General features: G+C 40.9%; 14 protein-coding genes. 1 reads left to right on the top strand and 13 read right to left on the bottom strand.

Annotated elements, in window-relative coordinates; translation table 11 throughout:
* The 10 genes from QMD82_04980 to rplT form a co-directional block, all read right to left on the bottom strand.
* Window positions 1-247, bottom strand: a 247-nt coding sequence (locus tag QMD82_04980) for a hypothetical protein (protein ID MDI6851271.1), incomplete at its 3' end; no start/stop codon positions are given.
* On the bottom strand, window positions 237-1,211 hold the full coding sequence (queG, locus tag QMD82_04975; GenBank protein MDI6851270.1) for a tRNA epoxyqueuosine(34) reductase QueG: 975 nt from the start codon (window positions 1,209-1,211) through the stop codon (window positions 237-239). The genes queG and QMD82_04980, both read right to left, overlap by 11 nt.
* Window positions 1,212-1,215: 4 nt before the next feature.
* Window positions 1,216-1,986, bottom strand: coding sequence for a TIGR00282 family metallophosphoesterase (locus QMD82_04970; protein ID MDI6851269.1), 771 nt, complete (start codon window positions 1,984-1,986; stop codon window positions 1,216-1,218).
* A complete protein-coding gene (gene rny, locus QMD82_04965; GenBank protein MDI6851268.1) occupies window positions 1,986-3,539 on the bottom strand; it encodes a ribonuclease Y in 1,554 nt (517 codons plus the stop codon). Before rny ends, QMD82_04970 begins: the two co-directional genes overlap by 1 nt.
* On the bottom strand, window positions 3,536-4,780 hold the full coding sequence (locus QMD82_04960) for a replication-associated recombination protein A (protein MDI6851267.1): 1,245 nt from the start codon (window positions 4,778-4,780) through the stop codon (window positions 3,536-3,538). Before QMD82_04960 ends, rny begins: the two co-directional genes overlap by 4 nt.
* Window positions 4,781-4,804: 24 nt before the next feature.
* The gene (gene zapA / locus QMD82_04955) at window positions 4,805-5,125 is read right to left on the bottom strand and encodes a cell division protein ZapA (GenBank protein MDI6851266.1); all 321 of its coding nucleotides are present in this window, start codon (window positions 5,123-5,125) and stop codon (window positions 4,805-4,807) included.
* Window positions 5,125-5,301 (bottom strand): hypothetical protein, encoded by a 177-nt coding sequence (locus QMD82_04950; GenBank protein MDI6851265.1) that lies wholly within the window; start codon window positions 5,299-5,301, stop codon window positions 5,125-5,127. Before QMD82_04950 ends, zapA begins: the two co-directional genes overlap by 1 nt.
* Entirely contained in the window at window positions 5,294-7,657 is a 2,364-nt protein-coding gene (gene pheT, locus QMD82_04945) for a phenylalanine--tRNA ligase subunit beta (protein ID MDI6851264.1), read from the bottom strand. Before pheT ends, QMD82_04950 begins: the two co-directional genes overlap by 8 nt.
* Complete coding sequence (gene pheS / locus QMD82_04940) at window positions 7,654-8,634, bottom strand: phenylalanine--tRNA ligase subunit alpha (protein MDI6851263.1); 981 nt, start codon at window positions 8,632-8,634, stop codon at window positions 7,654-7,656. The genes pheT and pheS overlap by 4 nt, the downstream gene beginning before the upstream one ends.
* The gene (gene rplT, locus QMD82_04935; GenBank protein ID MDI6851262.1) at window positions 8,621-8,977 is read right to left on the bottom strand and encodes a 50S ribosomal protein L20; all 357 of its coding nucleotides are present in this window, start codon (window positions 8,975-8,977) and stop codon (window positions 8,621-8,623) included. The genes pheS and rplT overlap by 14 nt, the downstream gene beginning before the upstream one ends.
* A gap of 156 nt (window positions 8,978-9,133) precedes the next feature.
* Here rplT and QMD82_04930 point away from each other — a divergent pair, with 156 nt between their 5' ends.
* Window positions 9,134-10,129 carry a hypothetical protein gene (locus QMD82_04930; GenBank protein ID MDI6851261.1) on the top strand — a complete coding sequence of 332 codons (996 nt, stop codon included), beginning with the start codon at window positions 9,134-9,136 and terminating at the stop codon, window positions 10,127-10,129.
* Window positions 10,130-10,182: 53 nt separating this feature from the next.
* On the opposite strand, the gene QMD82_04925 is transcribed toward QMD82_04930, so the two are convergent.
* The 3 genes from QMD82_04925 to QMD82_04915 all read right to left on the bottom strand — a co-directional run.
* Window positions 10,183-11,274: a hypothetical protein gene (locus QMD82_04925; protein MDI6851260.1), complete on the bottom strand. Its 1,092-nt coding sequence runs from the start codon at window positions 11,272-11,274 to the stop codon at window positions 10,183-10,185.
* A complete protein-coding gene (locus tag QMD82_04920) occupies window positions 11,271-11,561 on the bottom strand; it encodes a helix-hairpin-helix domain-containing protein (protein ID MDI6851259.1) in 291 nt (96 codons plus the stop codon). Before QMD82_04920 ends, QMD82_04925 begins: the two co-directional genes overlap by 4 nt.
* Window positions 11,562-11,632: 71 nt before the next feature.
* A partial coding sequence (locus QMD82_04915) for a hypothetical protein (GenBank protein MDI6851258.1) occupies window positions 11,633-15,023 on the bottom strand: 3,391 nt, incomplete at its 5' end.

Below are 15,023 nucleotides of genomic sequence, written 5' to 3'. Positions count from 1 at the left end.
TACCCAGCTCAATCGGTGAGTGCTCAACAATTAAAGCATCTTCATAAAATAAAACTGGTTTGAGCATAAACCCCTGATCCAAAAGACGTTTTATAAGGACATCTTTTGAAATCTTCAAAGTATTTACCCTTACGGCACTTTTAGGCCTTTTCACCACGCACTCTAAAAAATTGTCAAGATCATCTCCGTAAAAGGAGGATAAGAATCTATAAAGTTCCGAGTTAGCTTTGAGATTCTCAAGGTCCATTTAATCCCCCCATCTCTTCAATCTGCGAAATCCATAACCTTTCCTGCTGGAGTTTACCCTGCTTATACATATTATATAATAGGTATTGATACCCTATATTGTAGGCTACCACAATGACGTTTCTCAAAAACCTCACATATCCCGTTCGCAAAACGGGGGTTTTATCAAAAAGATTCAGGAAATCTTTCTCTTCAAGGTAAAGAAGGCGTTCTATGGGAGGAGCGATCAACTCCTCCCTGTACATAGAATGCACCTTAAGGTTTTTTTTCTTTCTGTTTAATGGACACACCTCCTGACAAACATCACATCCAAAAACCCAATTCTGCATTCTCACAGCAAGTTCCTTTGGAATTACTCCTTTGTATTCAATTGTCAAATAGCTTATGCACCTTGAGGCATCAAGTACCCCTGGTTTAATCAGTGCTCCCGTGGGGCAAGACTCGACACAGAGATTACACCTCAAGCATGGATTATCTTCTAAACTCTCAACGGATTCCGCCAAATCCCTGCTGAGAAAGGCACCACCTATGTGGAAATAGGAACCCCACTCCGGATCCAGAAGTAAAGTGTTATAACCGAAGATGCCAAATCCTGCGAATCTCGCAATTGGCTTCTCTAAGACGGGAGAACTGTCAACGAATACCTTGTATTGCAGGTCTTTGTGCTTTAGTTCAAGTTCCGATAAAACATCGGCAATAAGATTTTTTATAACAGCATGATAATCTGTTCTTATTGCATATTTTGAAATTAGGGCCTTTCCGGTTGTGCTAATCTCATTCCAGTGGATATCACCATAAAAAGCCCTCACAACAAGAATGGATCTGGTCCATTCAGGGAAGGATCTCCTCTTATCTATGGTCCTTTTAAGGTAGGTCATTTCACCATTGTAAGCCATTTCAATCCACTTTTCATAAAAAGCAATTTCTCTCGTCAAATCAGGAGGAGTGACGATGCGATACTCCATAAAATTAAAGGTATCTTCTTATTGCTGAGATTTCAATGCACTTCCCTGTATTTTCGTCAATCTTGGCAAAAACACCCTCCAGCCCGGGTTCCGACTCCTCTGGCTCAAAACTAACAGGCATCTGGCTCAAAAACCTGCGGATAAAAAGTTCTTTTTTCACTCCGATCACGCCACCCAGTCCACCTGTCATCCCTGCATCGGTAATATATCCTGTTCCACCGGGAAGGACCTTGGCGTCAGAAGTTTGTACATGGGTATGAGTCCCGACTATGAGAGAAACCCTTCCGTCCAAATAATGGGCAAGACTCAACTTTTCTGAAGTAGCCTCAGCATGGAAATCGAGTATTATTACATCCGCCTTGTGCTCTCTCAAAAACTCGTCAGCAACCCTGAAGGGACAATCATAGGGTTCCATAAATACTCGTCCCAAAAGGTTAAAAACTAATACTTTATAACCCTTCACGAAAAAAAAATTAAAACCGCGCCCCGGAATTCCTGGTGGATAATTTAGTGGTCTTATAACCCAATCTGTGTTTTCAACAAAAAAAATTCCCTCCCTCCTATCCCATATGTGGTTGCCACCCGTTAGAACATCAACTCCTGCACTCTTAACTTCCAATGCCGTTTTTTCAGTAATCCCAATTCCGCCTGCGAGATTTTCACCATTGGCAACTACAAAGTCGATTTCAAACTCTTCTTTTAACTTGGGAAGGAGATTTTTAACCACTTCCCGCCCTTTACTACCTACTATATCTCCGATAAATAAAATATTAATCACCGCGCGTACTCCACCGCTCTCGTCTCTCTTATCACCACTACCTTTATCTGCCCCGGAAATTCCAACTCACCTTCGATTTTCTGAGCGACTTGTCTGGCAATATCAAAGGCTTCCGTATCAGAAACCTTTTGCGCTTCCACAATGATTCTTATTTCCCTGCCGGCTTGAAGGGCATAGGCCTTTTCAACCCCTGAAAAACTTAAAGCAATCTGCTCAAGCTTCTCAATTCTCTTTAAGTAAGCCTCTATGCTTTCCCTTCTCGCTCCGGGACGAGAACCGGAAATAGCATCAGCTGCCTGTACAAGAACCGCAATTGGGTTCTTAGGGGACTCTTCGCCATGGTGGGAAGCAATAGCATTCACCACAAGGTCATTTTCCCCCAGCCTCTTAGCAATTTGTGCACCAATTAATGCGTGGGGACCCTCAAAAGTTTCATCCGCCGTCTTTCCGATGTCATGCAAAAGACCAGCCCGCCTTGCATAGTGAACTGGAAGGCCTAACTCACTGGCCATTATCCCCGCTATATAAGCAACTTCCATTGAGTGTTGCAATAGATTCTGCCCATAACTGGTTCTGAACTTCATCTTACCAATTTGCTTCAGCAATTCAGGATGGAAACCAGAAAGACCAAGCTCTAACGCGGCATCTTCACCGATTTTTTTAAGGTGTTCGTCAAATTCCGATTCTACTTGAGCATAAATCTCTTCAATCCTTGCAGGATGGATCCTTCCATCCTGAATCAACCTCTCAAGGGTAAGCCTTGCCTTTTCCCTCCTAATAGGGTCAAAGGACGACAAGATAACTGCTTCAGGAGTATCATCAATAATTACCTCCACACCCGTTATCGATTCAAAGGTTTTTATGTTTCTGCCTTCTCTCCCGATAATTCTACCCTTTAAATCATCAGAGGGAATGGGGACGATGCTTGTCGTGCTCTCCTGAGAAACCACAGTAGCAACCCGCTGAATTGCCTGCAAAACAAGTTCCTTGGCTTCTTTCTCAGCCTTTTCCTTCGCTTCCTCTCTTATTTTGTACATTAGTTGAGCTGCTTCATACCTAACCTGTTGTTCAAGACTTCTGAGCAGTTCCTGCTTTGCCTCCTCCCTCGTCAGCCTCGCAATTTCTTCAAGCTTTCTCGCCGCCTCTTCGTTAAGCTTATCCAGCCTTTCTTCCTTTGCCTGAATGGATTTTTCTCTCTCTTTAAGTTCGCTTTCCAGCTGTTTAAGTGCAATTTCCCTTCTCGTAAGCTGTTCCGCTCTTTTATCAAGGGCCTGCTCCTTCTCAATCAATTTTTTAGACGTTTTTTCCAGTTCCTTTTTGGCTTCAAAGGTCTCTTTCTCAAACTTCCTTCTCTCTTTCATCCAGTATTCTTTTGCCTGATTTTCACCTTCTCTCTTTATCTCTTCTGCTTCTTTTTTAGCGTTTTCAATTATCTGCTCAGCAGTTCCAAGGGCTTGTTCAAGCTTCTTTCTGTAAATGCCCTTAAAATACCCAACACCAAGACCAAAACCCGCTAAAATTCCTACAATTCCGAAAATTATCGCTATCATTGCTCTTCCTCCTTCTGAAAGATCTTTACATCTTTGATTTTATCTGGCAGATAATCCTGCTTTGCTCCACGACCTTTTCCGTAGGGATAGACATATCCCACGCCTCTTCCAAGCTTTTTTGCTCCTTTATAGTGGGAATCCATCAAATGGAGAGGGACGGGTAATCTTCCTGTTTTTTCAACAACTTCCCTTGCTTTAGCAAGGGTTCTTATAACAGCATTGGATTTTTTAGCAAGCGCTAAATATAAAACAGCAAAAGTTAAAATAATATCCCCCTCTGGCCTCCCCACCATCTCAAATCCTTCCTTGCAGGCACTCACGACCCTAATAGCATCAGGGTCTTCAAGTCCAATGTCTTCACAGGCATGAACAAATAACCTTCTAATTATGTAAAGAGGGTCCTCACCCTGCTCAAGTAACCTAACCAACCAATAAACCGCTGCATCGGGGTTTGAACCCCTAATAGATTTAATCAGCGCGGAAATCATGTCATAATGCTCGTCCTGAGTCAGGGTATAAGCCCTGTGGGGCATAATTTCCTGAATAAGCGACATATTTATTTCTTGCAATTTTTGGTTTATTGCCACTAATAGTGCGGTTTCCAGAACATTTAAGGCTCTCCGCGCATCACCATCAGCCATCTGGGAAATTCTAACGAGCACATCATCACCAACTTCAATGTGATACTCTCTCGCAATTAAATTCCTTGCACGTCCCAAGATTTTCAATATGTCTTCCTCACCAAGAGGTTTAAATTCAAAGAGCATGGATCTTGATAAAAGCGCAGAAGAGATGGCAAAGTAAGGGTTGTGGGTAGTAGATGCAATTAAAATAAGACTCCCATCTTCTGTAAAGGGAAGGAAAAATTCCTGATAAAGCCTGTTAAGCCTATGAATTTCATCAAGATATAATATAGCTGGCTTCCCTGCCATTTTAAAGTAACTAATCAGGTGATCAACGAGATTCTTGATTTCAGAAGGCTTTATTTTTGCTGCGTTAACTTCTTCAAACCTGGTCTTAACAAAATTTGCAATTATCCTTGCAAGTGCTGTTTTGCCACATCCAGGAGGCCCAAAAAAGATAGAACTCTTTAACCTTCCATTTTCAATAAGTACCCTAAGGGGCTTTCCGTCCCCAACAAGGTGTTGCTGACCAGCAAATTCCTCCAGAGTCTGTGGCGCAAGCCTGACCGAAAGCGGTAAAAAATCCTTATTTTTGTTTTCAAAGATATCAAATTGCAAAGATGAACACCTCCTTTGAAGTATTTATGCATTATGAGGCCCTCCCAGTTTCGCATCTATGCGCTGTATGTTAATCTTCACGCTCTCCATAAGCTTATCGCTATCCTTTTTGAGGATGAGGTATCTATATGCAAGATCAAAGATTACATTCACGAGCACCGTTGCCCAATCAATATCCGGCCTCATCCTTGAAAGCTGCTCTTCCTCTTCTTTAAACTTACCCTCAACAAAAGCAACAACTTCATCTAAAATGGCCTCATCTTCTTTATCACAAAAAATTTCAAATTCCATATTTTTAAACCTGATTTGCCTTTTCCCACGGATACTGCTGAACAAATCAGCCATTATCTTAACACCTCTATCTTATTTTTTAAATTATGCAACCTCGCTTCAATTTTTTCCAGCCTGGCAATTGTCTCTCTTATCACTTCGTCCTTTTCAGATGAGAGCTTCTCAAGAGCATTTATCCTCTCGATCAACTCGCTCACCTTTCTTGTAAGCTCCTCACTCAGGTCAGGCATTAAGCCCCCTAATTTCGTATCCCTTATTCATCAAAGTAGATACAAAATCATTAAACTTTGCATCTACTTCTTCTTGAGTCAGGGTTCTATCCTTTGACCGCAGGATGAACCTTAAGGTAACACTTTTCTTGCCTTCCGGAATAGGCTTTCCTTCAAATATGTCTAAAACTCTGTACTCTTCAAGCAAAGCTGAAAAGGTATCTTTCGCACAATCAAGAATTTCCTTTATAGATTCATCTGCTCCGATGACAACTGATATATCCCTGCTGGTTGCGGGGAAGGTCGGAAGTCCAGTGTATTTTAACTCTTTGGGCGAAAGATTCGCGAGTTCCAATTCCATTACAAAGACTGGGGCCTTAATATCAAAGATCCGTTTGATTTTCGGTGCAACTTCACCCAGATATCCAATCACTTTCTCGCCATTCAATATCACTCCACCAGAAGAGAATCCCTTGTTTCTCACATCCCTCTGCCCCAAAACAAGGTTTTCTGAGAAAATGCGCCTTAGAGATTCAAAACCCGAAAGAAGATCATAGATATCCACTTCCCTCTCTGTTCTATCCCAGGTCTTTGGAATTTCGCCTGCAACGCAAAGGCCAACTCTCATAACTTCCATAGGTAATTCCTCACTTCCGCGCCAATGGAAAACTTTACCAACTTCAAAGATCCTCAAATACTCAACACCTCTTCTTAAATTCAAAGATGCCACCCTTAATAGTCCTGGAGTGAGTGAGGTTCTGAGTACTGAGAGTTCACTGTGAATTGGATTTTGTATTTTTACAAAAAGTTCTTCAGGTTCACCAAGAGCAATAAGCTCACCAGGTGAAGCGAATTCAATGTTTTTAACTTCCGTAAACCCGCTCACAATAAGGGTTGCCTTGACCAGCCTGTCAAGGGTTTTTTGCTTTTTTCCAATAAATTCCCCACAGCTTTCAGTTTTTCCCTTTATCCTATCATATCCATATATCTTGAGAATTTCCTCTGCGATATCCTCCCACACTTCTATATCCCTTCGCCTTGACGGAACAGATATAGTAAGGTGATCACTCCTCTTATGGACAGCAAATCCAAGTCTTTCTACAATTCGCTTGACTTCCTCCGGCTCTATTACCTCGCCCAAAATACGGTTGAGATCTTTAAAGTAAAGGGCTATCTTTTTCTGCTCAAAGGTTCTGCGCTGGACCAGATTAATTTTGCAAACCTCTCCGCCAGCGATTTTTTTGACAAGATAGGCAACGCGTCTTGATGCAATCTCTGGTATCATCGGGTCACCGCCTCTCTCAAAGCGTCTTGAGGATTCGGTCCCCACATTGAGCATTTGCACAGCCTTTCTGATTCTTACCCTGTCAAAATAGGCGCTTTCAATGATGATGTCCCTTGTATCTGGAGAAACGCTGGTATTTTCTCCACCAATAATTCCCGCGATCGCTATCGGCTCTTCAAAGTCTGCAATCACAAGTATTTCGGGGTTTAGCTCTCTCGTGAGTCCATCAAGGCATAGAATCTTTTCTCCTTCCTTTGCCCTTCTTACAACGATTTTATTGCGAACCTTCCCCTTATCAAAAGCGTGAATGGGTTGTCCAAGTTCAAACATCACATAGTTGGTAATGTCAACGATATTATTTATGGGCCTTTGCCCAAGCAGACTCAACTTTCGTTGTAAATCAAAGGGTGATGGTCCAACCTTCACATTTTTCACAATTCTTGCAGTATACACGGGGCAACCTTCTGGATCAGAAACTTCCACGTTAAAAATTTCATCGCAAATCTCTTCAATGCCCATCCTTGGCCACTGAATTTGATTCCCTGTATGGGCGGATATCTCATGGGCCAATCCAATAATTCCAAGAAGGTCAGGCCTGTTGGGAAAAATATAAAGATCGTATAACCAGTCCTTTAACCCTAAGTACTCCAGAGGAGAAATTCCGATGGGGAAATCCTCTGGCAATTCAAAAACTCCTTCCGAATCTATATCGAATCCCATCTCTTCAAGGGATAAGAGGTTCCCTTGGGAAACTATCCCCTTTATCTCCCTCTCCTTTATGGTATTTCCCTTTATAACCGCTCCAGGCAGGGCTACAACAACTTTGATACCCTTTCTAACATTGGGAGCAGTTGAGACAACGTCAATCTTTCTATCCCCAAGGGAGACTTTAAGATGGTAATACCCTGAAGCGCCCTTTGCCTCCGAAATCTCTTCAATAAGTCCGCTAACCAGGTAGCCATCAAGCCCTTCACCGATGTACCTGAACTCCTCAACCTCTATACCCATGTAAGGAAAGAGATCCTTCAGTTCATAAGGTGAGAGATTAAGCTCTGGTAAATATTCTCTCAAAATATTGTAAGTAATTTTCATAACTGCCTCAAAAATCTTATATCGTTGTCACTGAAAAGCCTTATATCGTCAATGCCATATTTGATCATCGCGATTCTTTCAATGCCCAACCCGAAGGCAAAGCCCGACCATTCTTCCGGCGATAGACCCACATTTTTCAAAACCTGCGGATGAACCATTCCACACCCAAAAATTTCAAGCCATCGGTCGCCAAATTTCACGTGACCCTCTGCTGATGGCTCCGTAAAAGGAAAATAAGACGGCATAAGTCTAAATTCCGCCTTCTCACCAAAAATTTCTTTCACCAGCTTTTCCACCGTTCCCCTCAATTCAGCAAAACTAACATTTTTATTAATATAAAGTCCTTCCATCTGATGGAAGCAGGGAGCGTGAGTGGCGTCAAAGGCGTCAAAACGATAAACCCTTCCAACATGGACAACCCTCAAAGGGGGTTTCCTTTGAAGCATGGTTCTTATCTGTACTGGAGAAGTCTGGGTTCTCAAGAGCATTTTATCGGTGATAAAAAAGGTAGCTTGCATTTCTCTCGATGGGTGGTAAGGAGGTATGTTTAGACATTCAAAATTGTAGTAATCCCACTCCACATCAGGTGCATCATAAGCACTGACTTCTTCAAAACCAAGACCTGCAACTATTTCTAATAATTCCTCTATTACCTTAGTAAGAGGGTGAAGATTACCAATTTCCGTTTGTCGTGGAGGAAGGTAAAGGTCCCATTGTTTCCCAAATGCAGAAGCCAATTCCTCTTTTTTTTCTTTTACTAATCTCTCATACTTTCCTTTAATTTCGTTTACGAACTTTCCAGCTATCCTTCTATCTTCGGGGGCGAGGGTTGAAAGTTTCTTTATAAGTTCCTGAATAATACCTTTTTTCCCAAGATATTTAATCCTGAAGGACTCTAAGTCATCAAGGGAAGATATCTTAGCCCAGTCTCTATCTATTTCGTCCTTCAGTCCCTGTATTTCATCAAGAATTGACATGGGCCTTTGCTATCTTAGCCAACTCGCTAAAAGCTACAGGGTTATTCACTGCTAACTCCGCCAGCATCTTTCTATTTATCACCACGTTCGCTTTCTTAAGACCAGAAATGAGCTTGGAATAGTTTAAACCTTCTTCCCTGGCAGCTGCGTTGATTCTAATTATCCAGAGTTTTCTCATATCGCGCTTTTTCAGTCTCCGGTGGGCATACGAATACTGCAAAGACCTCAAAACCGCCTCATTGGCTTTCTTAAAAGTGGAATGCTTCTGACCATAATAACCCTTAGCTAATTCGCGAATCTTTCTGTGTTTTCTCCTTCTAACAGTTCCCGTTTTAACTCTCATATGCTCCTCCTTAGCGTAAGTTTGGAAATTATAATAGAAGATGCACGACCAGTCAAAATAAAAACGGTAGTTCGGAAAAATTTATTTACAAGGAAAACATTGACATAACGCAAAATCTCCAATATAATAGAGAAGATTAAGACAAGGAGGTATAACATGAAGTATCTTCCAAAAATAATATCTGGTACAATAGTGTTAGTATTTATCTTTCTGGCCTCCTGTAAAAAGCAGGAAATACAGAAAGATGAGACCACCACATTCCTCACATCACTGAACAGTACCGCCATTGATCTCCAAAATACTGAGGCTGTGAGGGTTCTCAACGACTTTACAACAAAAAATCCACCGGTAGGTATTGGGGGCAAAAAAGTTGTAAAATTCAAAGGAAACACCTATAATCTCCCCCTCAAAATCGAAACAAAGGGGGTAAAGGGCAGTATCGAAGAACTCTATGGAACATGGGAATGGCAGGATACTGGCTGGGTTCACATCGATCCCAACAACCCACAAGACGGGATTCTGTTCAGATGGACATATTATGACGAATCTTTTACAAGCCATCAGGCTGAGGTTCTCATCGATTCAATAGAACTCTTCATACTGGATTCAGACACATTGCCAAAGAAGGCCCACGTAGCTCTTTATTTAGACAGTTCAAAGATAGCTGAACTTAGCTTAAATGCTCAGTATAATTCACAAGGGCAAATTACTGATTTATCAGCTATTTTAACCGTCGTAAACGAATTCCAGATTGGCTTGGAAGCCCAAAACCTGCAGTACAATGAGTATGGCGAACTGGTTTCAGGCCAACTTCACTTATGGGTTATTAATTACAGGAACCACAATTTCAGAATGGACATCACAATAACACTAAGAAACGATGAATCTATAACCTTCCTTTATACCGATTCTGATGATTGGGAATTCACTCTTAATGTCTCAGCACCTACACAAGTAATAGAGAACTCGATAACTTATGAAAGGCGCACCGTTTCAGGAGAAATTACCAAGGACAATCGCCACGCAGCGGATATTACTGGTACCATCTGGGAACCAGAGGATGAGAATCATCGGACTCAAATCTATGTAATATTCAGTGATGGAAGCCAAGAACCGCTTTCCAATTATTTAACATTCATCGGATTGAAATAAAATCTTAAGCAACAGAGCAATTTACGGGGTGTGTTTTTGCACACCCCGTTTTTTTAGTAGCTCTTGAAAACATCAAGGAAATCTCTACCGGTAAAAGGTGCGAAGAGAGCATAGGGTATAACCTCTTCTTTCACATTCGATCTTAACCAGTGAGAAGCCTCTTTGTAAATTCTCATCATTTCCTGAATTTGGTCATTCCTAATCTTCTTTGATAATTCTATTATATCATCTTTCAAATCAACATTTACGATAAGATCACATACTCCGCTTTTCACTAAAAAGAGGTCTCTCGCAACGCTTCCATAAAAATCAACAATATCCTCTATAACTCCTTCCGAATTACCTCCTTCAACTCCCTGATTAAGAAAAGCCTCGCATATTTCCTTAAAATTTTTGGGATCAAGATCAGAAATCGCCTTTAATAAACGTGAACGAGTCTCTATAAAGTTGGTTGCAATATACCTTTTTGCTTTACCTATGGATCCTGAGGTTATTCTATAAAGTAGAGTAGGAGAAAACTTCAAATCTATAGTTTCAAAATATTCATTGAAATCTCGGAAAGAAAGATAGTCAAACTTGATTTTTCTTGCCCTTGAATGGATCGTTGGTAAAATCCTCTCAGGCCTGCTAACTATAAAAATAATAACAGTCCTGGGATAAGGCTCCTCAAGCGTCTTAAGAAAGGCATTTTGAGCATATTGGTTGAGATTCTCACCATTGGCTACAATAACAAATCTATACCTTCCACTGTAAGGCCTTTCTTTCCACAGCTCCCTTTCAACTTCTCTTATCTCTTCTATCTTTATCTGCTTCAATGGGTTATAAAATGTTCTTAAATCTCCACGCCTTTGAGCTTCAATCCACTTATCGGAATTCATATCAGGCATTAATAAAAACAAGTCTGGATGCTGAAGATGGCCGATCTGAATGCACTGCGGACACCTTCCGCAGGGGAACTCGTCGTAGTTTTCGCAATTAACAGCTTTGGCGATTTCCAAAGCGGTGGTGAATTTCCCTACGCCCTCGGGACCATAAAATTCAAGAAAAATCGAATCTATTTTTTCACCCCTCAAAAGCTCAATGAGAGGTTTAAGCAACTGTTTAACCTTTTTTTGGCCCCGGATCTTTTTCAAATTCAAACTCATCTTACCTCAACATACTCCTTTATCTTTTCCAACTTTTTATCACCAATCCCTTTAATTTCTTTAAGTTCATCAACATTTGTAAACTTCTTTCGTTCTCTTCGCTCAAGAATCAGCAAAGCAGTTTTAGGACCAATGCCTGGAACTCTCGTTAAATCATCAAAACTGGCAGTATTAAGATTTAACTTCCCCTTCAACGCTTCAACATTTTCATCAGCAACATCTTTTGCTATACTTTCAAGGGCTGCATTTTTTAGTTTCGCTAAATTCGCCTCCTCTTTTTTATTCAATAACAAACCTCCTGCCATCATAGAGATTCCTATTAACAATAATCCGATCCTTTCCTCTTTTGTGAACCACATCAGAAATTAAAATTAACGTTAATTGAAAAATTTGTATTCGAATTGTATCTCTTGCTGAGATTATCGGTATACTTCCTGTATCCAAATCCAATAGTACCGGTAATATCTCTTGTGATGGAATAGGTTCCATTAAGGTCAAAACTCATGATAGTCTGATCCCTTAACTTTGTTTCCTTTCCCCCGACAATACTTGATTGAACACTTCGTGACCACGTGATGTTACCGCCAAGCTGAAGAGAGCTGGCAAGTTTCCACTGTACCCCACCGATGGGAAACCTGATTACCTTACCTTGGGAGATGGAGTAGGTCGGACTTAGAGTTAACCTATTGTCAATGTTCCTTGTCGTCCTCTCACCAAAACGAAAATCCGTATTCTTTTGCTCATTTCTGGAAAAATTAACACTTAAACCAATCCCGTTTCTAAACAAAAGATTCATGGTCTGAGTTAAACTGGTCGAAAAGGATTTATTATCAGGCAACTTCCCAAAATCACCAGATTGCTGCGCGCTTCTCTGATAATTAAGGCTGAGGGTCCAGCTGGACGTAAATTTTTGGAAATATTTGCCACCAATTCTTACATTAGAAATAGAAAACCTTGGCCATATAATGCTTTTGGTATATCTCTTGCTGATATAGACTCTGTTAGTCGTGTTATTATACGACCCTCCAATATTAAAAGATGCCATCATTAGGCGAAAGCCCCAATCAACACTGTATTGCCTTGTAAATGAATTGGTAAACCTCTCCACCTGCCCCCAATCGGTTATTGCGTTTCTATCAATCCCGAAGCGGAATTTCCAGTCTGGACGATTGGACACCATGTACAAGCCATAATTATCCACAATAGTATAACTGAACCTCAGAGGCTGTATATTATTAGAAAAATCTGTAAACTTTTTCTTTAAAGGATTGGGAATCTGCTTTCCCGTAGAATCGGTCAAATCTTTAAATAAAACCGCCGACATCTTGGACAACAAATTGGAAAAGTTAAAACTCACATTAGCTCCTGCATTGGTACTGCTTGTAATATTAGCCTTTAAAATTGAATCAATGGCTTGGAAACTTCTATCCTTGCTTTCTCTGTAGTTTGCGGCAAAATTAAAAGACGGATCTAATATTGAAAACAATGTAAACCTGAGGGAACCATTGACCCCTTCGCTGTAACTCATCTCCTGCTTTCTTAGTAAATCCATGGCATTTCCCAAATCGTACCTTAGATTCAAAAAGGGGAAAGGATTGTACGATAGAGAATGAGATTGGTCAAAGGTCTTGGACGAATCCTTCTGGGTAATATTACTGAAAAGGTCTCTATAAAACGATTTGGCTTCACCAATACTCCCGGAAAAGCTATACTCAGGAAGTGGATTTAATACTACCTTTCCCTTTCTTATGGTCCACGGTACTGAGATTCCGTGTCTGAAACTCAAACTTCTTGAAAATCTGTTCCTGATGTTTCTCGGGGTAATGGAGGTGTCAGAGTTTACAAAGCCAGAGAGTGAAAAGGGCTCCACAAGATATTTGACAAGCAGGTTATTGGAATTACGACTTTTCGAAAAGCTAAAAGAAGTTCGTCTTATCACCGAGGTACTCCTTTGTTCCAACTGCTGGGTTTTGTTCAGTATGAGATCCGAATAACTACCATAAAGTGGCAAGGAATAGGTGTAATTTTTCGAATGGAAAAGGTTAAGACGCAGCCCCCACCTCTGTGGTAAAAGTTGACCAAAATCGGCATTTATACTGTAAGATGTGATTTGATCGTTGCTTTTTGTCCCTGCACCCTGAAGGGGTTTAAAATTGCTTTGCATTTTAGTAAATGATAAATTAGAACTAAGAAAGTTAGCCAGTCTGAAATCAGCGGTGAACTGACCTGCGGTGGCCCTATCTCTCCGCGGGTCTCCCACTCTGAACTCATCGATCCATATTTCCCCACTGATTCTCTCTATGGACTCATTCAAGATACCAAAAGATACACTCTGTATCTGAGTAAAGGATGGGTTACCTTTTATTGCAACGTTTCCAATCAAATGTGGACCAGGAGCTGACGTGGAATCCCGCAAAGATTTCTTTATCTGGGTTAAGGAATCAATCTGAATGATCACCTCCTGCCAATCTGAGTTTGTGACCTTATATCTATACTCATAGTAATTCAAACTATCACCCAATCTCACATATACCGTAGGATAAGGTGTAGAGGTTCCTGGCGCTGGCTTTACAAAAAATCTAACCGTTCTATAATCTACTAAATTTAATGGTATAGACTTCATCTGAGTTGCGTGGGCAAAGTGTTTAGGTCCCAGATTTTCGTACCTTATGCCAAGTGAGTTTTCTTGTTCCAGCCTCCCGGTAATGAGGTCTCTTTCCAATTCAATGCCCGGAGGCGAAGTATAATTGGGATCATCGTTATGTCCCACAGATCTTACGAAGATGTTCTCATCCGAACCCACAGGGTAAAGGGAATCTACAGTCATTACCAGCGACTTAACATATCTATTTCCCTGGAACTTCAACTGGGCTATTACAACGGTATCTGGTTCAGAGATCTCATCGAACCAGATTCTCACGAATCTTATATATCCCCAGTTTGGATTGCCAAATCTCCTAACAAAAGTGGTATCTTTAAGGGGAATAAGAAAGGTTCTAAATCCCTCTGAATTTTCTCCCACAAATATGTCAGGTGAAGGATTTTCAAGGTCTATAACAAACTCATAATAATTGTTTTCCAATGAAAGTTTGCCATCCACAATCAACTCTTCGGCATCCAGTCTACCATTCCCTTCAGTTCCATTAATCTTGGAATAATCCCTGACACCCGAACTCCTTGGGTTGTAATAATCATCATTTCCATCATCAGAAGAGCCCGAGTTCCACAGGCTATCTACCCCACTAACACCGTCCAGTCCGGTATCTTCACCTTCATCAAGTGCACCGTTCCTATTTTTATCTTCGGTAGAGATCGTATAAGGATCATAACTTTTAATTTTACCCGCTTTATTTCTCCATACCGCGTTTTCTGAGATGTCTGGGCCCACATCAACAATTAGCTTCCCCTTTCTACCCTTCACAATTACATTCAAAAACTCGTAGTTCGAAAAATCTTGCCCATAATTGCTTAGTAAACTTGAAATGGAAAGAAAGGATGGAATTCCTGAAGCTTTCGGGTAAAGTTCAATATAAAATACAAGATGGGGTAAATCCCTTTCTTCCGATGGAATATTGGAAAAGATTTGACCCTTCTTATAGAGATCATAAACGCCTGCCCAAACAATCTTCTGCCCAAGATAAAAGGTGTCCTTCTCCTGAGATTGAGACACAAGGGGTATAGAACCAACTTTCCAGTCAAAAACCGAAAAAGACACGTTTACCTCATCCTTAGAATTTTCCATATCATCA

The sequence above is a fragment of the bacterium genome (assembly GCA_030019025.1).
Classification (GTDB): Bacteria; Hydrothermota; Hydrothermia; order UBA1063; family UBA1063; genus UBA1063.
Note: the sequence above shows the minus strand (reverse complement) of the source record. Positions and strands in the feature narration are given on the sequence as shown.

Excerpts from the sequence above, each read along its gene's own strand:
- queG (MDI6851270.1), bottom strand. The coding sequence starts at position 1,211 with ATGGAGTATCGCATCGTCACTCCTCCTGATTTGACGAGAGAAATTGCT.
- rny (MDI6851268.1), bottom strand. The coding sequence starts at position 3,539 with ATGATAGCGATAATTTTCGGAATTGTAGGAATTTTAGCGGGTTTTGGT.
- zapA (MDI6851266.1), bottom strand. The coding sequence starts at position 5,125 with ATGGCTGATTTGTTCAGCAGTATCCGTGGGAAAAGGCAAATCAGGTTT.
- QMD82_04950 (MDI6851265.1), bottom strand. The coding sequence starts at position 5,301 with ATGCCTGACCTGAGTGAGGAGCTTACAAGAAAGGTGAGCGAGTTGATC.
- pheT (MDI6851264.1), bottom strand. The coding sequence starts at position 7,657 with ATGAAAATTACTTACAATATTTTGAGAGAATATTTACCAGAGCTTAAT.
- pheS (MDI6851263.1), bottom strand. The coding sequence starts at position 8,634 with ATGTCAATTCTTGATGAAATACAGGGACTGAAGGACGAAATAGATAGA.
- rplT (MDI6851262.1), bottom strand. The coding sequence starts at position 8,977 with ATGAGAGTTAAAACGGGAACTGTTAGAAGGAGAAAACACAGAAAGATT.
- QMD82_04930 (MDI6851261.1), top strand. The coding sequence starts at position 9,134 with ATGAAGTATCTTCCAAAAATAATATCTGGTACAATAGTGTTAGTATTT.
- QMD82_04925 (MDI6851260.1), bottom strand. The coding sequence starts at position 11,274 with ATGAGTTTGAATTTGAAAAAGATCCGGGGCCAAAAAAAGGTTAAACAG.